15 protein-coding genes are annotated in these 19,434 nt (G+C 63.9%); 3 read left to right on the top strand and 12 right to left on the bottom strand.

Translation table 11 applies throughout. The annotated features are described in order from the left end of the window. Window positions 1-11: 11 nt before the first annotated feature. The 9 genes from AC0L20_RS27555 to AC0L20_RS27515 all read right to left on the bottom strand — a co-directional run bounded on the left by AC0L20_RS27555 (window position 12) and on the right by AC0L20_RS27515 (window position 12,099). Window positions 12-1,109, bottom strand: coding sequence for a calcium:cation antiporter (locus AC0L20_RS27555; RefSeq protein ID WP_473293861.1), 1,098 nt, complete (start codon window positions 1,107-1,109; stop codon window positions 12-14). A gap of 50 nt (window positions 1,110-1,159) precedes the next feature. After that, entirely contained in the window at window positions 1,160-2,641 is a 1,482-nt protein-coding gene (locus AC0L20_RS27550) for a sodium:proton antiporter (protein WP_473293860.1), read from the bottom strand. Beyond that, window positions 2,595-3,392, bottom strand: coding sequence for an alpha/beta hydrolase (locus tag AC0L20_RS27545; protein WP_473293858.1), 798 nt, complete (start codon window positions 3,390-3,392; stop codon window positions 2,595-2,597). The genes AC0L20_RS27550 and AC0L20_RS27545 overlap by 47 nt, the downstream gene beginning before the upstream one ends. 157 nt (window positions 3,393-3,549) lie before the next feature. Beyond that, entirely contained in the window at window positions 3,550-4,947 is a 1,398-nt protein-coding gene (locus AC0L20_RS27540; protein WP_473293857.1) for an NAD(P)(+) transhydrogenase (Re/Si-specific) subunit beta, read from the bottom strand. Window positions 4,948-4,989: 42 nt separating this feature from the next. Next, a complete protein-coding gene (locus AC0L20_RS27535) occupies window positions 4,990-5,307 on the bottom strand; it encodes a proton-translocating transhydrogenase family protein (RefSeq protein WP_007596278.1) in 318 nt (105 codons plus the stop codon). A gap of 11 nt (window positions 5,308-5,318) precedes the next feature. Continuing rightward, window positions 5,319-6,446 (bottom strand): Re/Si-specific NAD(P)(+) transhydrogenase subunit alpha, encoded by a 1,128-nt coding sequence (locus AC0L20_RS27530; protein WP_473293856.1) that lies wholly within the window; start codon window positions 6,444-6,446, stop codon window positions 5,319-5,321. Between the two features lie 137 nt (window positions 6,447-6,583). After that, entirely contained in the window at window positions 6,584-6,736 is a 153-nt protein-coding gene (locus tag AC0L20_RS27525) for an aa3-type cytochrome c oxidase subunit IV (protein ID WP_007596280.1), read from the bottom strand. 142 nt (window positions 6,737-6,878) lie between these two features. Then, window positions 6,879-9,908 carry a patatin-like phospholipase family protein gene (locus AC0L20_RS27520; protein ID WP_473293855.1) on the bottom strand — a complete coding sequence of 1,010 codons (3,030 nt, stop codon included), beginning with the start codon at window positions 9,906-9,908 and terminating at the stop codon, window positions 6,879-6,881. A 253-nt stretch (window positions 9,909-10,161) separates the two neighbouring features. Further along, window positions 10,162-12,099, bottom strand: coding sequence for a M3 family oligoendopeptidase (locus tag AC0L20_RS27515; RefSeq protein ID WP_473293854.1), 1,938 nt, complete (start codon window positions 12,097-12,099; stop codon window positions 10,162-10,164). Window positions 12,100-12,226: 127 nt separating this feature from the next. On the opposite strand from AC0L20_RS27515, the gene AC0L20_RS27510 reads away from it, so the two are divergent. From AC0L20_RS27510 to AC0L20_RS27500, 3 genes are all read left to right on the top strand, one after another. After that, window positions 12,227-13,720 (top strand): sigma-54-dependent transcriptional regulator, encoded by a 1,494-nt coding sequence (locus AC0L20_RS27510; protein WP_473293853.1) that lies wholly within the window; start codon window positions 12,227-12,229, stop codon window positions 13,718-13,720. A 347-nt stretch (window positions 13,721-14,067) separates the two neighbouring features. After that, window positions 14,068-16,245, top strand: a complete 2,178-nt coding sequence (locus AC0L20_RS27505) for a L,D-transpeptidase family protein (protein ID WP_473293852.1) — start codon at window positions 14,068-14,070, stop codon at window positions 16,243-16,245. Between the two features lie 289 nt (window positions 16,246-16,534). After that, window positions 16,535-18,157: a peptidoglycan L,D-endopeptidase MepK gene (locus AC0L20_RS27500; RefSeq protein WP_473293851.1), complete on the top strand. Its 1,623-nt coding sequence runs from the start codon at window positions 16,535-16,537 to the stop codon at window positions 18,155-18,157. 15 nt (window positions 18,158-18,172) lie between these two features. On the opposite strand, the gene AC0L20_RS27495 is transcribed toward AC0L20_RS27500, so the two are convergent. The 3 genes from AC0L20_RS27495 to AC0L20_RS27485 form a co-directional block, all read right to left on the bottom strand. Further along, window positions 18,173-18,586, bottom strand: coding sequence for a DUF1801 domain-containing protein (locus AC0L20_RS27495; protein ID WP_473293850.1), 414 nt, complete (start codon window positions 18,584-18,586; stop codon window positions 18,173-18,175). Window positions 18,587-18,645: 59 nt separating this feature from the next. After that, entirely contained in the window at window positions 18,646-18,918 is a 273-nt protein-coding gene (locus AC0L20_RS27490) for a DUF2312 domain-containing protein (protein WP_007596286.1), read from the bottom strand. Window positions 18,919-19,127: 209 nt separating this feature from the next. After that, the gene (locus AC0L20_RS27485) at window positions 19,128-19,430 is read right to left on the bottom strand and encodes a DUF1244 domain-containing protein (RefSeq protein WP_007596287.1); all 303 of its coding nucleotides are present in this window, start codon (window positions 19,428-19,430) and stop codon (window positions 19,128-19,130) included. Window positions 19,431-19,434: the final 4 nt, after the last annotated feature.

Below are 19,434 nucleotides of genomic sequence, written 5' to 3'. Positions count from 1 at the left end.
GGAAAACCGGTTCAGGGCACGAAAACCATGAACACGTAGACGGCAAATACCACCATATGGACCAGCCCGAACAGGACATTGGTCCTGCCCGTACCGAAGGTCAGCATGCTCAGGAAGAAGGTCAGGAGCAAAAGCACGCTGCCCTGCTCGCTGAGGCCGAGCGTGAGCTCCTTGTCCAGTGCATAGGTGGCGACACCGACGGCCGGGATGGTCAGCCCGATTGTGGCGAGCGACGAGCCGAGCGCGAGATTGATGCTCTTCTGGAGGTCGTTCTTGCGGGCAGCCGACACCGCCGCGACGCCTTCCGGCAGCAGGATCAGGAGCGCGACCAGAAGTCCGGCAAAGGCAGGCGGCGCACCGATCCTGGCCCCGACGGCGTCGACCACCAGCGAGAATTTCTTGGACAGCAGCACGACCGCCAGCAGCGCGATCAGCAGCAGCACGATGCTGAGCACCAGGGTCCTTCCCGACAGATGCGCCTCGCCGCTGCCGCCACCCGCCCGTTCGTGAACGAAGTAATCCTTGTGCAGTACGGTCTGGGTGTAGAGAAACACCCCATACAGCGCGAGCGTGACCACGTCGACGAAGCCGAGTTGAACTGCCGAATAGACCGGGCCCGGCGTGGTGGTGGTGTAGTTCGGCATGATCAGGGTGATGGTCGCGAGCGCGAACAGCACGCTGAGATAAACGTTGGCGCCGGAGAGCTGAAAGCCCTGCTCGCGATAGCGCAAGCCGCCGATGAAGATGCAGAGCCCGACGAGGCCATTGCAGACGATCATGACCACGGCGAACACGGTGTCGCGCGCCAATTCCGGGGCCGGCTTCTCGCCCAGCATGATGGTGGTGATCAGCGCCACCTCGATGATGGTCACCGCGAGCGTCAGCACCAGCGTGCCGTAGGGTTCGCCGACCCGCTCGGCGATCACTTCGGCATGATGGACCGCGGCAAACACCGTGCCGAACAGGATGACGAGGAGCACGAGGGCGAAGACGAGCCCGCCGAACGACAGCGTGAACACATACCCCGTCGCGCTGACGGCCGCAAACAGCAGCACGGCCAGCGCCGGAAAGATCCAGGCCGACCGAGGCATCGGATTGTGCGCGCTCATCCATCGGCTCCAATTGTCTCGGTCGAGCAGTAGCAAATCGGCTGGCGGATTCAATGCCAGCGCAGGATCGGAGCGAACGGCAGCAGCGTCAGCAGCACGAACAGCGGGATCAGCACCGCGCTGGCGCGCACGAAATAGCCGAAGAAGCTCGGCATCTCGATGCCGTTCTCGCGAGCGATGCTGCTCACCATGAAATTCGGCGCGTTACCGATATAGGTGAGCGCGCCCATGTAGACTGCGCCCATGGAGATGGAGGCGAGCGTACCCGAGAGCTCGTGCATCATCACCTGCGGGTCCCCACCGGCCAACTCGAAGAACAACAGATAGGTCGGCGCATTGTCGAGGAACGCCGACATCAGGCCGGTAAACCAGAAATAGGCAACCTCGCGCGGCGTGCCGTCCGGCGTCGTCACGGCCGACAGCAGCCAGGCGAACGCGCCGTGATGGCCGGCATTGAGCATGGCGATGACCGGGATGATCGCGATAAAAATGCCGGCGAACAGCTTTGCGACTTCGCGGATCGGCTCCCAGGTGAAGCCGTTGGCCTGCCTGTGCTCGTCCGGCGTCAACCACACCGACAGGCCCGCTATCGCCAGCAGCGCCGCGTTGCGAGCGATATCTTCCAGCTCCAGCCTTGTTCCGAGAATGTCGAAGGCGATGCCGGACTTCCACATCGCCGAGGCCAGCAGGCTCCCGACGATGGCTGCGATCAGCACCAGGTTGACGAGGCCGCGGATGCGGACCGGCTTCGCGGCGCCGGCAGCGCCGGGCAAGGGTTCACTACGGAAGCGCCAGACGTCGATGACGATGAAGATCCCGAGCAGCAGTCCGGCAACGATCGCGGTCTGCAGCCAGATGGTCCGCGTGGTCCAGAAGAAGTCGACACCGTGCAGGAAGCCGACGAACAGCGGGGGATCGCCGAGCGGGCTCAGCGCGCCGCCGACATTGGCGACCAGGATGATGAAGAAGATGACGACGTGAGCGTTGTAGCGCCGCGGCCGGTTGGCGCGGATCAGAGGGCGGATCAGGATCATGGCCGCCCCCGTGGTGCCGACCACGCTCGCCATCACCGTACCGAGCGCGAGGATGCCGGCGTTGGCCGCCGGCGTCGCCTTGATGTCGCCCGTCACGAGAATGCCCCCCGCCACGACATAGAGCGAGAACAGCAGCACGATGAAGCCGAGATACTCGGCGAGCATTGCGTGAACCAGCGCAGCCAACGTCGCCATGCTCCCGGCAAGGATGACCAGCGAGGCGAGTGCCAGCAGCGACCAGGCCGCGGCGATCTTGCCGTAATGATGGTGCCAGATTTTTGCAAAGAGCAGCGGGCCAAGCGCGATCGACAGCAGGAGGCTGGCAAAGGGCAGCGCATAGGGCCAGCCCATCGCCGCGCCGTCGAGCCCGGTCGCAGCCCATGCGTGCTGTGGCAACAACACGACGAGGATCGCGGCAATGAACCCGCTCGCGCGCCGAACGACAAGTCGTCTACAAAGCAATGAAGCGCCTCGCCGTTTCAATCGCACCGAATGCATCGAGATTATCGTGTCCACCGCCTGGAAAGCGAACGAACTGCTTGGGTTCGTGCGCAAGCGCGAACAGACGCTCTCCGAACACGATCGAAATGGCAAGGTCATCGGTGCCATGCATCACCAATAGCGGCACAGTGACGCGCGGGATACGCTCGTCGGAATGAAATGGATCGCGCATCAGCAGGCGCACCGGAACGTACCAGAACGATGAAGCTGCAATGTCGGCCGTCGATGTATAGGGCGCTTCCAGGATGAGTTTTCCAACACGATGCTCCGAGGCGATCGCGACAGCGACGCCGGTCCCGATCGAAAAGCCCCAGGCGGCGATTCGTTCCGCCGCGTAGCGCGCGGTGGTGAAGGCGTAGGCTGCCGCGGCATCGCGCAGCAGGCCGGCCTCACTCGGCGCCCCGCTCGAGCCGGCATAGCCGCGATAGGACAGCGCGACGAGGCCGGTGCCGTCCGCCGTCATGGCCTTGAAACGGCTGATGCGACCGGCGAGATAATCGCCATTGCCCGGAAAATACAGGATCACGGGACGACCGGGCTTCGCCGGCACGTGCCAGACGATGACCTTCTCGCCATCGGAGGTGGTCAGGACATGCTCTTCGGCCTCAGGGAGGCCTGCGGCATCCGGCGCGGTGCGGCCGACGGGCGGGATCGGAAACAGCATCTCGCGCTGCCTGACATACAGCACGAGGAGACCGGCGCAATAGACGGTCACGAACAGGATGGCGATCCACTTGACGATGGTCATGATGACGCGGCTTGGCCCCGGTTCAGGGCTTGCACCGGCTCCGCAGCAATTTCATGACATCGCGGGAGGCGCGCCGGCCGCACGCCGCCCAATGAGCGGTCTGCCATGCGACGCGCTGCTCGCGCGTCACTTTGGCAATGGCCCGTTTGCCTCCGCGCTACATCGCCTTGACGATGTTCTCGGTGACCTTCTTGGCGTCGCCGAGCAGCATCATGGTGTTGTCGCGATAGAACAGCGGATTATCGATGCCGGCATAGCCCGAAGCGAGCGAGCGCTTGATGAACATCACGGTGCCGGCCTTCCAGACCTGGAGCACCGGCATGCCGTAGATCGGCGAGGTCTTGTCCTCTTCGGCCGCTGGATTGGTGACGTCGTTGGCGCCGATCACGAAGGCGATGTCGGCCTGCGCGAATTCGGAGTTGATGTCCTCGAGCTCGAACACCTCGTCATAGGGCACGTTGGCTTCGGCCAGCAGCACGTTCATGTGGCCGGGCATGCGGCCCGCGACCGGGTGAATGGCGTATTTCACCTCGACGCCTTCCTTCTTCAGGATGTCGCCCATTTCGCGCAGCGCATGCTGGGCCTGCGCCACCGCCATGCCGTAGCCGGGCACGATGATGACCTTCTGCGCGTTCTTCATGATGAAGGCCGCATCGTCGGCCGAGCCGAGCTTGGCCGGCTTCTGCTCGCCGCCGCCACCGCCGGCCGCCGCGGTCTCGCCGCCGAAGCCGCCGAGGATGACCGAGATGAAGGAGCGGTTCATCGCGTGGCACATGATGTAGGACAGGATCGCGCCGCTTGATCCTACCAGCGCGCCGGTGATGATCAGCGCGGAGTTGCCGAGCGTGAAGCCGATGCCGGCCGCGGCCCAGCCCGAGTACGAGTTCAGCATCGAAATCACGACCGGCATGTCGGCGCCGCCGATCGGGATGATCATGAGGACGCCGAGCGCCAGCGCGATGATGACGATCAGCCAGAAGTCGAGCGCGCTGCCCGTCATTACCAGCCCGACGATAAAGACGACGAGCGCGATCGCGAGTGCGATGTTGATGATGTGGCGGAACGGCAGGATGATCGGCGCACCGCTCATCCGCGCGGACAGCTTCAGGAACGCGATCACCGAGCCGGTGAAGGTCAGCGCGCCGATGGCGACGCCGAGCGACATCTCGACCAGGCTCTGCGGATGGATGCTGCCGGGGCTGCCGATGTCGAAGGCCTCCGGCGCGTAGAACGCACCGGCGGCGACCAGCACCGCGGCCATGCCGACCAACGAATGGAACGCGGCGACCAGTTCCGGCATCGAGGTCATCGGCACGCGGCGCGCGATCACCGCGCCGACGCTGCCGCCGATCGCGATGCCAAGGATCACGAGGATCCAGGCGAGGCCGTCCGCCGGCGGATGGCTGGCCAGTGTGGTGGCGACCGCGATCGCCATGCCGATCATGCCGAAGAAATTGCCCTGCCGCGATGAGGCGGGGCTGGACAGCCCGCGCAGTGACAGGATGAACAGCACACCCGCCACGAGATACAGAACTGCAGCCAGATTGGCGTTCATCTCAGGTCCCCTTTGTCTTTGTCACCCCGAGGTGCACGCCGCTCACTTCACCTTCTTCTTGTACATCGCCAGCATGCGCTGGGTGACAAGGAAGCCGCCGAAGATATTCACGCAGGCAAAAATGAGCGCGATGAAGCCGAAGCCGCGCGCCCAGCCTGAGCCGCTCGAAATCATGCCGACGCCGACCGCGAGCAGCGCGCCGACCACGATCACCGAGGAGATCGCATTGGTCACGCTCATCAGCGGCGTGTGCAACGCCGGGGTCACCGACCACACCACGAAATAGCCGACGAAGACGGCGAGAACGAAGATCGACAGCCGGAAGACGAAGGGATCGACGACTTGTGCAATATGCTCCATGACGGCTCTCCTTATGCTTTCGGCTGGAAATTCGGGTGGATGACGGCGCCGTCCCTGGTCAGCGCGGTCGCCTTGACGAGCTCGTCGTCCCAGTTCACGGCCAGCGCCTTGCTGGTCTTGTCGACCATCGTCTCGATGAAGTTGAACAAATTGCGCGCGTAGAGGCTGGAGGCCGACGCCGCGACGCGGCCGGCGACGTTGGTGTAGCCGACGATCTTGATGCCATCGACATCGGCGACCTCGCCCGCCCTGACGCCTTCGACATTGCCGCCGCGCTCGACGGCGAGATCGACCAGCACCGACCCCGGCTTCATCGACTTGACCATGTCGGCGGTGACGAGCCTCGGCGCCGGCCGGCCCGGAATCAGCGCGGTGGTGATCACGATGTCCTGCTTCTTGATGTGCTCGGCGGTGAGCGCGGCCTGCTTGGCCTGGTACTCCTTGGACATTTCCTTGGCGTAGCCGCCGGCGGTCTGCGCGTTCTTGAATTCCTCGTCCTCGACGGCGAGGAATTTTGCGCCGAGCGATTCGACCTGCTCCTTGGTGGCGGGCCGGACGTCGGTCGCGGTGACGACGGCGCCGAGACGGCGCGCGGTCGCGATCGCCTGAAGGCCGGCGACGCCGACGCCCATCACGAACACTTTGGCGGCGGGCACCGTGCCGGCCGCGGTCATCATCATCGGGAAGGCGCGTCCGAAGGCCTCCGCGCCCTCGATCACGGCGCGGTAGCCGGCAAGGTTGGCCTGCGAGGACAGCACGTCCATCACCTGCGCGCGCGTGATGCGCGGCATCAATTCCATCGCGAAGGCGGAGACGCCGGCATCGGCGATCGTCTTCAGCGCGGCCTCGTTGCCGTAGGGGTCCATGATAGCGATGACGAGCGCGCCGCGCTTGTACTGCGCCAACTCGGAGGCTTCGGGGCGCTTCACCTTGATGATGATGTCGGCGTCCTTCAGCGCGTCGGCGCTGACGGTGGCGCCCACGGCGGTGAATTCGGAGTCCGGCAGACCCGACTTGAGGCCGGCGCCCGGCTCGATGGCGATCTCGGCGCCTAACGCCTTGAACTTCTTCACCGTATCCGGCGAAGCGGCGACCCGCGGCTCCGACGGATCGATTTCCTTGGCAACGGCGATCTTCATAGGCCCTCCGGCGACGCGGGAAGAAGCGCGCACGCGAACTTAGCGTTACTCCCGCAACGTTGGATACCGGTTTTCAATCCGGCTTGATTGCAAATTTTATGGGCACCGACGACGCTGGCGGTGCTGCAGACGATGGATCAGGTCAGGAAGATCGCCATCAGGATCACGATAAGCGCGACCGAGACCGTGCCGTACTTCACCAGCTTGATGAAGCCCTCGTAGGTCTGCTCGTGGGCAACGTAGTCGTTGCCGTCGGCGGTGCTGTACGCCACTTCGCTATGGTCGGCCATGAATTGTCCCCAGTCGAAAGTCGAATTTCATGGCTGGGATACCGCAAACTTTCGGGCAGGGCAACGGCAGGCAGGCGCGGTTTCCCGGCAAATCAGGTCATTTGGAATTCCGATTGGCGGGAAAGCTCGGCGCGAGAGCCGCTCAGCCTTGATCAATCATGGTGCCCGTGGCGGTCGCGGCCTGTCGCGGCAACGCCGGAAGGCCGAGCGCCTCGCGGACCGCATCGACCACCGGATCTCCTCCCTTGGTGAAGTTCGCGGTCCGTCGTCCTGTTCCCGAGCCGACGGACACCGGAAGCTCGCCGTTGAGGAAACCATGGGTCATGTGGAAACCGAGCGCGCGGTAGACCTCGAACTGTTCCTCCGAGAAGAACTGATCGCCCGTCGCTTCATGCGGGAAGGTGTCGTTGCGTCGGGCAAAGTCGCAGATGTAGTCGTTCTCGTCGCCGGTGAGCGAGGATTTGATGTAGATGAGATAGCCGTTCTGCTCGGCTCCGTAATCGATGACGCCGATGGCGACGTGGACGTGATCCTGCGAAGCGTCGTCCGCCTTGTCCTGCGCCGTCAACTCGGTCTTCCGGTCGGCATTGCGCGCCATCAGCGCGCGCGTGCGATCGCGAATAGGTTGCCATGGCAGGTTGATCCGGACGCCGAGATCGATGCGGGCGTAACGCTGTAATGTCATCAGGGAGCCGAAATTCATCGGCGCATCGGCTTCCGCATCGACCGCGATGATCACCTTGCAGCGCCGGCGCAATAATTCGTAGACACCGAGATTCTCGATATGCCCCCCGTCGGTCAGGTAGACCGCGTCCGCATTCTCGTAGAGCCGACCCGAGATTTCCGACCATAGATACAGCGTCGAGCGATGCTGCGGCCGCTCCCGATCATCGACATATTGTGGATTCTTCAGCCAATAGCCGAGCCGTACATTCAAGAGCGCGAGCGTCGGCGTCAGCGGCCTGATCGAGTTCGATCCCATATTGGACGAGGCGGCGGCTCCTGAAATGGCCATCGCGGTCGCAAGATCGAGTCCGCTTTCTTTCTGCTCGAGCTTGGCGGTGTCGCAATAGCCGGTCGCCTCGCTGCCGGACCATACCGGCGAGAACAGAAAGAAATCCGCATTGCGGCCGCGCCGGTTGGCATAATCCGAGCCCTGGATGTTGAGCGCGGCATTGATCAGATGGTAGGGCGCCGCCAGCTGATAGGTCCTTGTCCCGTCCTGTGCGGTCTCTCTCGGGCACAAATCGCTCAGCTTGAGGTCGAGTTCGGGGAAATCGCGCCCCTGATCGAGGCTCGGGACGTCCTTGGCCATACGCCGCTTGGGCATATCAGGGCGGAAAAGAAAGGCCTTGCTCAGCCGGTCTCGATACAGCCTGTGCAACGAATTGGCATTCGGCCGCATGATGAGCGATACGATCAATAAGACGAGCGCGACGGTAAAATACAATACCCCCATCGGCAGGTTGATGTTGTTGGAAATCCTGTAATAGCCGAGCAGCGTCATCGACCAATGGTCGGGATTGGGATCGCCGAACGGCTTCGCTGCGGCCAGCAGCCAATGCGGGATGTGCGAGGCCACGTCGACCTTCGCCGGAGCCGCAACGATTGCGCCGTCCTTGCTGGCAATCTCGGCCGACAATGTCTTGGCTTCCGAGTTGAACTGAACCTTGCCGGACAGGCTGGCAGGCGCGGCTTCGACCGGCGCGGTCATGGGATCCGCGCTCCAACCGCTGACATCGCACTGCCGGCTATTGGCGCCAACCGCCTTGTCGTTCGCGATGCCCCAGAAGCAAAGATAGAGATAGCCGATCCAGATCAGCAGCGGCAGCGCCAACCCTGCGATCCAGACTGCCGCCTTGGCGACATAGGCAAGGATGCGGGAGGTGAGATCCGACGCACCCGCGCCCTTCAAAAGACCGCCCAGTTGCTGCCGGAACACCGTCACGAGAGCTGCAATCGGCGTGGTGACCGCTGCAAGTGACTTGACCCACCCAACCACAACACCGGCAACCAGTCCCGCCGCCTGATCGGTCCCGCTCCCCTCCGCCACGCCAAACATCTGCGCAATCATGAAGGGCTGGAATTCGAAGAAGGCGATCGCACCGACCAGCACCAGATAGGTCGCACCCATGGTCGGCAGATGGCCACGGAACTCCTGGAGACGATCGTCCGGCAGGAACGAGCGCCGCAGCGCCCACAGCAGGAACAGCAAGAGGCCCAACAGCGTCGAGGAAAGCGTGAGCGCAAAATGCGCGATCGGAAAGTAGTGCGCGGCGTTGCAGATCAGGCCCATGACGAGCGAGATGCCGACGAGATAAGTAAAGAACTCGCGGCGATTGACCGGCCAAATCATGCGATGAATCACGCCGACGATCAGAAAGACAACTGCGAGAAAGGCACCGGCCAGAGAGAATCCGAACGTCTTTATGACCGGATAATTGCCGATGAAGGAAAAGACTTGTCCGTCAAGAACGTTGACCCCGAACAGATTGGGCGCATAGAGGCACGACCTTGCCGGATTCGAGATGATTGTCAGCGCGACGAGCAGAAGAACCACCGGCAGCACGAAGCCAACATTAGCGACAAGCCCGCGGACGACGATGGCAATGCCGGTCAGCAGGTCGCGCGCACCGGCCGGAATCAGATAGTTGGAATAGTTCCTGATATGGCCCACGGCCTGCGTGTCGCTGATTTCGCTTGCACGGTCAGTCGAGCCGGGAAGCGGCTGCTCGCCAAAGACGAACCTGTTCGCCGCAGTCATCGTCGCGCTGAGCGAGCTGCCGATATAGCCGCCGCCAGAGACCGTCGACAGATAGTCGATGCGCTTGATCAGTTCGTAATGATTGAGGGCCTGCAATACGCCAAGACATATGGCGGACGAACGGATGCCGCCGCCGGACAGCGCGAGCCCGACGACGTCGTTGACGTCGCGCTTTGCCGGGATGACGGGAACGAATGGTTTCCCGGAATCGGGCGAAGAACCCTCGCGAGGGCCTGCGTCGAGCCCCTTGATGCGGTCGGCTTCCAACGCCGCGCGCCGGCTGTTGATGGCCGCGAATTCGGTCTCGATGATCCGGCTGAACTGGGTGGACCACCCCGTTTCATCGTTTGCCGCCGTCAAGTTCGGCTCAAAGACTTCCGTCTGCCGAAGATCGCTTTCGCTGGCCACGTCCGCCTCCCCAGCGCCTCGCACAATCAATTAAAAATTGCATACGAAGGAATTAGTACGCAGAAGATTAGTCTACGGGCGCAGGCGAACGTTCAACTTCCTCCCGAAGCATTTCGAGGCCACCAGCCTGGCATGCTGCGGCTGCGAGATGGCCGAATGAGCCGCTACAGTTCCGTCGGAGACCCGCTTCCGTTGACGGACCCTTCGCGAGGTCCCATCCGCACCGCTCCGACGTAGGATCGACAGCGCCGCCTCAGCCCATCGCTTCCAGCTCGTCGATCATGCCGGCGATGACGCTCAGGCCGCCGTCCCAGAACTTTGGATCCTTGGCGTCGAGTCCGAACGGCCGCAACAGTTCGGAATAATGCTTGGTGCCGCCGGCGGCGAGCATGTCGAGATAACGCTCGGCAAAGCCTTCGGCCGCATTCTCGTAGACGGCGTAGAGCGAGTTCACGAGACAATCGCCGAACGCATAAGCGTAGACGTAGAACGGCGAATGGATGAAGTGCGGGATGTACATCCAGTAGTTCTCGTAGCCCGCTTTGATCTCGATTGCCGGCCCCAGGCTCTCGCCCTGAACAGAGAGCCAGATCTCGCCGAGCCGCGTCGCGGTGAGCTCGCCGTTCTTGCGTTCGGTGTGGACCGCGCGCTCGAAGGAATAGAACGCGATCTGCCGCACCACGGTGTTGATCATGTCCTCGACCTTGCCGGCGAGCAGCGCCTGGCGCTGCTTTGGGCTCCTGGTCTGCGCCAGCAGCCGCCGGAAGGTCAGCATCTCGCCGAACACGCTCGCGGTCTCCGCCAGCGTGAGCGGCGTCGGCGCCATCAACGCGCCGTTCCTGGCCGCCAGCACCTGATGCACGCCGTGGCCGAGCTCATGGGCGAGCGTCATCACGTCGCGCGGCTTGCCCTGGTAGTTCATCAGCACGTAGGGGTGCGCGGACGGCGTGGTCGGATGCGAGAAGGCACCCGGCGCCTTGCCCGGGCGCACCGGCGCGTCGATCCAGCGGTCGGTGAAGAAGCGCTCGGCGATGTCAGCCATCTTTGGCGAGAAGCCGCGATAGGCGGTGAGCACCATGTTTCGCGCGTCGCCCCAGCCGATCACGTCGGTCGCCGCAAAAGGCAGCGGCGCGTTGCGGTCCCAATAGGCCAGGCGCTTCCTGCCGAACCAGCGTGCCTTCAGCGCGTAGTAGCGATGTGACAATTTTGGATAGGCCGCGCGGACCGAGGCGACCAGCGCATCCACCACCTCGCGCTCGACGCGGTTGTTCAGATGCCGGGAATCCGCGACGTCCTTGAAGCCGCGCCAGCTGTCGGAGATGTCCTTGTCCTTGGCCAGAGTGTTAGTAATCAGCGCAAAGGTGCGCTCATTGGCCTTGAAGGTCTTTGCGAGCGCCTCTGCCGCGGCCTTGCGCTTGGCGCCCTCGCGGTCCTGCAACAGATTGAGCGTCGGCTCGATCGCGAGCTCCTTGGGCCCGACCTTGAAGCGCAAGCCCGAGATGGTCTGGTCGAACAGCCGGTTGAAGGCGGAATATCCGGTCTGCGCCTTCTCCAGGAAGAGCTGCTCGAGCTTGTCGTCGAGCTGGTACGGCTTCTCCTTGCGCAGATCCTCGATCCAGGGACGGTAGTGCGCGAGCTCGGTGGCCTGCATCGCGCGGTTCAAAATATCGTCATCGACGCGATTGAGCTCGAGCGCGAAGAACAGCAGATGCGTCGATGCCGCCGTCAGGCGCTCGGAAACGTCGCCGTAAAACTTTGAAATCTTGGGGTCCACGCTGTCGCCGGCATGGACGAGACCGGCAAAGGAGCCGAGACGGCCGGCGAGGTCGTCGATCGCCTCATAGCGTCGCACGGCTTCAGCGAGCCATTTTCCGCCATCTTCCTTTGCTGTTCCTGTTGCGAGCTTGCCCTTGTAGTCCGTCTCGAACGCGACGCAATCGGCATCCATCTTTGCGAGATCGCGCGCCACTTCCGGCGCATCGATCCCGGAATAGAGGTCGGCGAGGTTCCACTCCGGAAGCTTGCCGGTCTTGCTCGCAGGCTTTGCGGATGAAGGCTTGGCAAGCGAAGGCTTGGCGGGTGAACGCTTGGAGGGTTTTGCCTTGGCTGCGGATGTCTTGGTGTTCGGCTTGCGGAGAGCGGGCTTGCTAGCGGCGGACTTCTTAACTGCAGACTTGGAGCGCGAATTCATTGTGTGGGAAACCTGTGTTCAACAATCGCGACGGCGGGCGGGGGCATCAGGATTTAACAGTGCGTTAATCGGCTTCGGCCAGAGTGCCCCGATTCGAGACAGATAGTAGTAGCGTGCGGGGAACACCATGGCTGCCAGTATTTTGATCGCCGACGACGACGCTGTAGCCCGCCGGCTGGTCGAAAACATGGTGCAGAAATGCGGCTATGAGACGATCGTGGTGGACTCCGGCGACGCGGCGATTGCCGCCCTCACCGCCCCTGACGCGGCCATCGACGGCGTCATCCTCGATCTCGTGATGCCCGGCCTCGACGGCATGGGCGTGCTGGCGAAAATCCGCGAAGCGGGTCTCAGCATCCCCGTCATCGTGCAGACGGCCCATGGCGGCATCGACAATGTGATCTCGGCGATGCGCGCGGGCGCGGCCGATTTCGTGGTCAAGCCGGTCGGCCTCGAGCGGCTCCAGGTCTCCCTTCGCAACGCGCTCAATTCGTCCGCGCTCAAGGGCGAATTGCAGCGCATCCGTCACAGCCGCGAGGGCCGGCTGACCTTCTCCGACATCATCACCCGCGCCGAGGCGATGGCGGGCGTGATGCGCGCGGCGCAGAAAGCAACAAACTCATCGATCCCGGTGCTGATCGAGGGCGAGTCCGGGGTCGGCAAGGAGATGTTCGCGCGCGCCATCCATGGTAGCGGCGAGCGCAAGGCAAAGCCGTTCGTCGCGGTCAATTGCGGCGCGATCCCCGACAACCTCGTCGAGTCCATCCTGTTCGGTCACGAGAAGGGTGCCTTCACCGGCGCCACCGAACGCCACACCGGCAAGTTCGTCGAAGCCCATGGCGGCACGCTGTTCCTGGATGAGGTCAGCGAGCTGCCGCTGAGCGCGCAGGTCAAGCTGCTTCGCGCGCTCCAGGAAGGCGCGGTCGAGGCGGTCGGCGGCCGCAAACCCGTGAAGGTCGACGTCCGCATCATCTCGGCGACCAACCGCAGGCTGCTTGAGCGGGTCAAGCAGGGCCACTTCCGGGAAGACTTGTTCTATCGCCTGCATGTGCTGCCGCTCACGATCCCATCGCTGCGCGCCCGGCGCGAGGACATTCCGCATCTGCTCAGGCATTTCCTGGCGCGCTTTGCCGCCGAGGAGAACCGCCCCATCACCGGCATCAGCGGCGAGGCCGTTGCGCACCTTGCCCAGCTCGATTGGCCCGGCAACATCCGCCAGCTCGAAAACGCGGTCTATCGCGCCGTGGTGATGAGCGACGGCGACCAGCTTGGCCTCGACGACTTCCCCCTGATCGCCTCGCAGCCGCATCCGGGAACAGACATTCCGACCGCGCCGCTGATGCTGGAGCCAATCGCGGCCCCCTCCGTCGTGTCGGGTAATGACATACCGATCGCACCGCTGCCGCAAGCGGGTGCTCTCTCCATGCTGACCGCGACCGGCGACGTCCGGCCGCTGGAGGACATCGAGAACGAGATCATCCGTTTCGCGATCTCGCATTACCGCGGGCAGATGTCCGAGGTCGCCCGCCGCCTCAAAATCGGCCGGTCCACCCTCTACCGCAAACTCGATGAGGCCGGGGTTCCCGGCCATGGCGGCAAAAGCGGTGAGGAGACGCACTGAGCCTGACGCGAACGGAGGTTCGTCCGGGCGGAGCGATACGACTGTAAGCCGTTCGTACGACGACGGAATTCGACTGCGATTTGAACCGTGACTTGGAAGTGACAGACACAGGGAAAAGCGCGTGGCAGAAGCGCACAATCCGTTGCCAAGAGGCTTGCTTGAAGTCAGTTTGTCGTGAGTTGTCCCGGGTAGCGCTGGCTGCGAAATCGGGGCCTGTATATCGTCTGCGTAGGATTCGTTGCGTGCAGGCGTGCAACTTTCGAGAGGCCGGCGCGGTTTAGCCGAAGCTCAATAGGCGATAACGAAGCTGTTCCACGGGGGACAGTTCACCCGAGGGGTGCGACACAATGCGTGACTGTTTGAACCACCGTGCAGGCTTTGACCGTGTCTTGATGACGGTCGCGGCGACCTTCCTCACGGTATCGGCCAGCTCGGCCCTGGCGCAGGATCAGGCGCGCAGCAGCGCTGCCGAGCTCGCGATCGAAGCCGCGATCCCGCGCCCCGAACCCGCAAACGTCCCGCCCCCGACCGCATCCGACATCAAGCTCGACGCCACCGCCACGGTTCAGGACTCGGCAAAGGAGCCGGTCAAGGAACCCGTGAAGGCCGAAGCCGCTCCCGCGCCGGACAAGGTCGAGACCAAGCCTTCCGACGTCGCCACCACGCCGGCGACCGAGGCGCCGAAGAGCGAGACGGCGAAGACGGAACCTGCCAAGGCCGAACCTGCCAAGGCCGACACGGCGACAACGCCGGCCGCGCCCGCCACCGCTGCGGCTCCGGCCTCGGAGCCGGTGAAGGCCGCGAGCAACGTTCCCGCCGCCGACCAGCCGGTCGCCGACAAGCTCAAGGACATCATCGGCGCCAAGACTTCGCGCTATTTCGACCGCAAGAACGAGCGCGCGGCGATCGAGAAGTTTTACGGTGCACGCGACTTCGCGCCGGTCTGGACCCAGGCCGGCAGCCTGACCGCTGCGGCCAAGGGCGTGATCGCACGGCTGAAGGACGCAGCGTCCGACGGTCTCAATCCCGCCGATTACCCGCTGCCGGACTTCGCGGCAGCCACGACACCTGATACGCTCGCCGATGCCGAGCTCAAGCTCACCGCCAGCATGTTCGACTATGCGCGCCAGGCTCAGAGCGGCCGCATGCACTGGTCGCAGGTCAGCGGCGACATCCTCTATCCCGAGCATCCGGTTGATCCGAACGAGGTGCTCGCCAAGGTCACGACGGCGGCGGACGCCTCCGCGGCGCTCGACAGCTACAATCCGCCGCAGAAGCTCTACAAGGAGCTGAAGGCGAAGCTCGCGGAGCTCCGCGGCCAGGGCAACGGCCCGGCGATCGAGATCGCCGATGGTCCGACGCTGAAATACACCCCGGCCGGCAAGAAGCAGGCTGAAATCGTCGTTGAAGATCCGCGCGTGCCGCAGCTGCGCGCCAAGCTCGGCATCGCGGAGAACGCCAACGACACCCGCTATGACGCGGCGGTCGCCGAAGCCGTGCGCAAGTTCCAGAACAGCGCCGAGCTCAAGGCGACCGGCATCCTCGACGACAAGACGGTCAAGGCGATCAACACCCCGAAGCGCGACAAGCAGATCGACGTGGTGCTGGTGAACATGGAGCGCTGGCGCTGGCTGCCGCGCGACCTGGGCGCGCCCTCGCTCGGCGACGCCTACGTCATCCTCAACATTCCCGACTACACGCTGAAGGTGATGCAGCGCGGCCAGCAGGTCTGGACCACCCGCGTCGTCACCGGCAAGCCCGGTACGCATGCGACCCCGTTGCTCACCGAGACGATGAAGTACATCACGGTCAATCCGACCTGGAACGTGCCGCCGTCGATCGTCTACAACGAATATCTGCCGGCGCTTCAGCAGGACCCGACCGTGCTCCAGCGCATGGGCCTCAAGCTCGAGCAGAACCGCGACGGCTCCGTGCACATCTCGCAGCCGCCCGGTGAAGCCAATGCACTCGGCCGCATCCGCTTCAATTTCCCGAACAAGTTCCTGGTCTATCAGCACGACACGCCGGACAAGAACCTGTTCGCCCGGGACGAACGCGCCTTCAGCCACGGCTGCATGCGCGTGCAGAACCCGGATCAGTACGCCTCGGTCCTGCTCAACATCGCGATGCCGAACGAGAAGTACACGCCGGAACGCATCCGCAGCATGTACGGCAAGAGCGAGATCGACCTGAAATTCCCGACACCGATCCCGGTCAACATCACCTATCAGACCGCATTCGTGGACGATGGCGGCAAGCTGCAATTCCGCAAGGACGTCTATGGCCGCGACGCGACCATGATCAACATCCTGAAGAACGTTCGCGGCAAAGATCTCGAGAACGTCGTCGCGCACTCCCAGCCGAGCTATTCACGCCCGGCAACGACGCTGCCGAACGGCGTGTTGGCGGCCAACAATGGCGGCTCGTCCGGCCCGAATTTCTTCGAGCGGTTGTTCGGAGCCCCGACCCCACCGCCGGCACCGGTTGGCCGCCGGCCGCAGCAGCAGCGGGTGTTCACCCGCTGAGCCAAGCCCGCCCCAAGACCTAATTTCCTGAAATTCTGCAATAAAATCAGCGACCTCATCCTGTGGATGGGGTCGCTTAACGTTAACCATTCTCCACCTGACCTCCGGCAGCGGGCGTTTTTTTGCCACACTCACCCGGTTAGGTTCGCGATCTGACTTGGTTTGGGGGCGGGAAGGTCAACCTCGAATTAACCTTCTCGCTTTAACAAAGCGTTCATCCTCTTTCGCGCGCTAACGGGGTTAGCGGGAGAGTCCATTTTGAACGCTCGTCGACTGGGTGGGCTCTAACGTGCTGACTGGTATCGCACGCCAATTTGCTGTGCTGTCGTTGTCCCATGCGGGAGTGAAGGCCGGATCACGGATCGGCCTCGCTGCCGTATTGCTGCTTGCTGCCGCGGGTTCAGTTCATAACGCCGCCGCGCTCAACGAGACCAAGACGCTCTCGTTCCACCACACCCATTCCGGCGAAGACCTCACCGTCACCTTCAAGCGCGACGGGCGCTATGACGAGGCCGCGCTGAAGCAGCTCAACCACTTCCTGCGCGACTGGCGCAGCCAGGACGAGACGGTCATGGACCGTCACCTCTTCGACATCCTCTGGGAAGTCTATCGCGACGTCGACGGCAAGCAGCCGATCCAGATCATCTCCGCCTACCGCTCGCCCGCCACCAACTCCATGCTCCGCCGCCGCTCCTCCGGCGTGGCGCGCTTCAGCCAGCACATGCTGGGGCATGCGATGGACTTCTACATCCCGAACGTGCCGCTGGAGCAGATCCGCTTCGCCGGCCTGCGCCTCCAGCGCGGCGGCGTCGGCTTCTATCCGACCTCAGGCTCGCCGTTCGTACATCTGGACACCGGCAGCATCCGGCATTGGCCGCGCATGACGCATGACCAGCTCGCGCGGGTCTTCCCGGACGGACGCACCGTCCATGTCCCGACCGACGGCACGCCGCTGAAGGGCTATGAGCTCGCCAAGGCCGAGATCGAGCGGCGCGGCAGCGGCGAGGATTCCGGCAGCAAGTCGAATTTCTTTGCCGCTCTGTTCAAGGGCAAGTCGGCTCCGGCCGCCGCGAGCAACGACGAGGATGACGAGGGCGCGCCCGCCCCGTCCGCGAAGACTGTCGCGCCGACCATGGTCGCCGCCGCGACCAAGCCGGCCGAGCCGGTGCCGACGCCGCGCGCCAAGCCGTCGGTCGCGGCGACGATCCAGCTCGCCTCGGCTGATGCGCAGGTCGTCGCGCTGCCCAAGCCGAAGCCGGCGCCCGTGGCTGACAAGCCGGCCGCCGGCAAATCTGCTGACGCCAAGCCCGAGACGCCCGCCGATATCATCAATGCCCGCGGCTTCTGGGACGCGCCGGCTACGCCGCAGCAGGCGACGCCAGCTCAAGTGGCTGCGCTGAAGGCCCGCCAGGCGCTTGCCGCCGCTGCCGATCCGCAGCCGACCGCGAGCCTATCCAGCGCCGCCTATCAGGCGCTGGCCTACGCGCCGGCGTCCGCTTCCCCGGTCGACCGCGCCAATGTCGTCGCCGCCTCCGCGCCGATCCCGCGCTCCGCCCGCCCGACCGCCGCGTCGCGCAACGTTGCGCCCGCGACCGAGATCAACACGGTGGTTGGCAAGCGCGTCGACGGCATGGTCGCAACCGCGACCCGGCTCTCCGCAGCCAAGGGCGAAAGCATCTGGCTCAAGATCGTGATGCTGTCGCCGAGCGCCAGCCGCGCGATGTCGGTCACGCTGATGGGCGAGCTCGACACGGCCGCAATGCGCGCCTACTTCGTCAAGCCGCAGTCCGTGATCGCCATGGGTTTTGCCGACGATCCGATGCAGGGCCTGTCCTGCGACAGTTTCTCAGGCACCGCCACCGCCAAGCTCGAGACGACGTCCTTCGTCATGCGGACGGCTTCGCTGCGCTGACGTCTTCGCGTGCCGCTAACGCTTCCTCCGTCGATCCAGATGATACGTCAACGCCAGCGACAGGCAGACCGATAGGTCCTGCTTCGGCAGCTTGCCCGACACCGGCAACGCCCTGGTCTGCCGATATTCGAACTGATCGGGAAAGCGTTCGCGAAAGGTATCGACCAGCGTCGTCTTGCAGTTGAACAGAATCGCAGCGTGCGCGGAGTCCTTCAGGCGGCCGAGCCGGATCGTGCTGCCACTGCCGGTCTCTTCGGTCAGATAAGCAGGCTCGCCCCATTTCAACGTTTCGGTGAGACGGCCGATGCCTTCATTCGCCGCAGCGGTCGCGAAGATCAGCTCGCGTACCCAAAGCAGCCGCTTGCCGATCGACGCCGGAAAAGCGTCGTAGGCACGGCTTACCTCGCGCGGCAGCGGCGGCGCAGTCACCGCGGTCTCCTTCGATCGACATGGTGTCGCCCTGGCAAAGCCAGGACGACACCGATAGCTCAGATCATTCCCAGTGCCTGCATGTAGGTCTCGAGGATCGTCTCGGCCTCGGCGCGCTCGTTCGGGTCCTGCTTGCGCATGCGCACGATGGTGCGCAGCGCCTTGACGTCGTAGCCATTGCCCTTGGCCTCGGCGAAGACGTCGCGGATGTCGTCGGAGATCGCCTTCTTCTCTTCCTCCAGCCGCTCGATCCGCTCGATGATGGACTTGAGCTGGTCCTTGGCAAATTTCGTCGCGGGCTCGTCGTCGCGGACGGCGGCGGAGGTGGCCATCTTGGTACTCCCAATGGAACTGGCAAAACGAGGTGACGCCGGCATCCTCACCGCGCGTGCTGGTTAGACCCTTAGGGTTCGGACCTCTCGGGTTCAAGGCAGCATCGCGCTCGTCCACAGCGCGCCCACACCTTCCTACGGCGCGTCGAAGAAAGCTGTTGTGTGATGCGACTCAAGGGCACCGCACATCGGGCTGCCGACGAGGCCGTTCAGTGCCCGGGATGAACCTTCTTCATGGCATCGAGCTGCTCAGGCGTGGCCGCGCCCTGGTATTTCGACTTCCACGCCTCGTAAGGCATGCCATAGACGGCTTCCCGGCTCTCGTCCTTGCTCAAGGCGACGCCTTGGGCGTCGGCGGCGTCCTTGAGCCAGTTGGACAGGCAGTTGCGGCAGAAGCCTGCGAGATTCATCAGGTCGATGTTCTGGACGTCTGTCCGCGTCTTCAAATGATCGACCAGGCGCCGGAAAGCGGCAGCCTCGAGTTCCGTTCTGGTTTTGTCGTCGATTGCCATGGCT

It is taken from the genome of Bradyrhizobium sp. Kon58 (assembly GCF_055807455.1).
Note: the sequence above shows the minus strand (reverse complement) of the source record. Positions and strands in the feature narration are given on the sequence as shown.

Coding starts and splice junctions, on each gene's coding strand:
- AC0L20_RS27555 (WP_473293861.1), bottom strand. CDS start 1,109: ATGAGCGCGCACAATCCGATGCCTCGGTCGGCCTGGATCTTTCCGGCG.
- AC0L20_RS27550 (WP_473293860.1), bottom strand. CDS start 2,641: ATGCATTCGGTGCGATTGAAACGGCGAGGCGCTTCATTGCTTTGTAGA.
- AC0L20_RS27545 (WP_473293858.1), bottom strand. CDS start 3,392: ATGACCATCGTCAAGTGGATCGCCATCCTGTTCGTGACCGTCTATTGC.
- AC0L20_RS27540 (WP_473293857.1), bottom strand. CDS start 4,947: ATGAACGCCAATCTGGCTGCAGTTCTGTATCTCGTGGCGGGTGTGCTG.
- AC0L20_RS27535 (WP_007596278.1), bottom strand. CDS start 5,307: ATGGAGCATATTGCACAAGTCGTCGATCCCTTCGTCTTCCGGCTGTCG.
- AC0L20_RS27530 (WP_473293856.1), bottom strand. CDS start 6,446: ATGAAGATCGCCGTTGCCAAGGAAATCGATCCGTCGGAGCCGCGGGTC.
- AC0L20_RS27525 (WP_007596280.1), bottom strand. CDS start 6,736: ATGGCCGACCATAGCGAAGTGGCGTACAGCACCGCCGACGGCAACGAC.
- AC0L20_RS27515 (WP_473293854.1), bottom strand. CDS start 12,099: ATGAATTCGCGCTCCAAGTCTGCAGTTAAGAAGTCCGCCGCTAGCAAG.
- AC0L20_RS27510 (WP_473293853.1), top strand. CDS start 12,227: ATGGCTGCCAGTATTTTGATCGCCGACGACGACGCTGTAGCCCGCCGG.
- AC0L20_RS27505 (WP_473293852.1), top strand. CDS start 14,068: ATGCGTGACTGTTTGAACCACCGTGCAGGCTTTGACCGTGTCTTGATG.
- AC0L20_RS27490 (WP_007596286.1), bottom strand. CDS start 18,918: ATGGCCACCTCCGCCGCCGTCCGCGACGACGAGCCCGCGACGAAATTT.
- AC0L20_RS27485 (WP_007596287.1), bottom strand. CDS start 19,430: ATGGCAATCGACGACAAAACCAGAACGGAACTCGAGGCTGCCGCTTTC.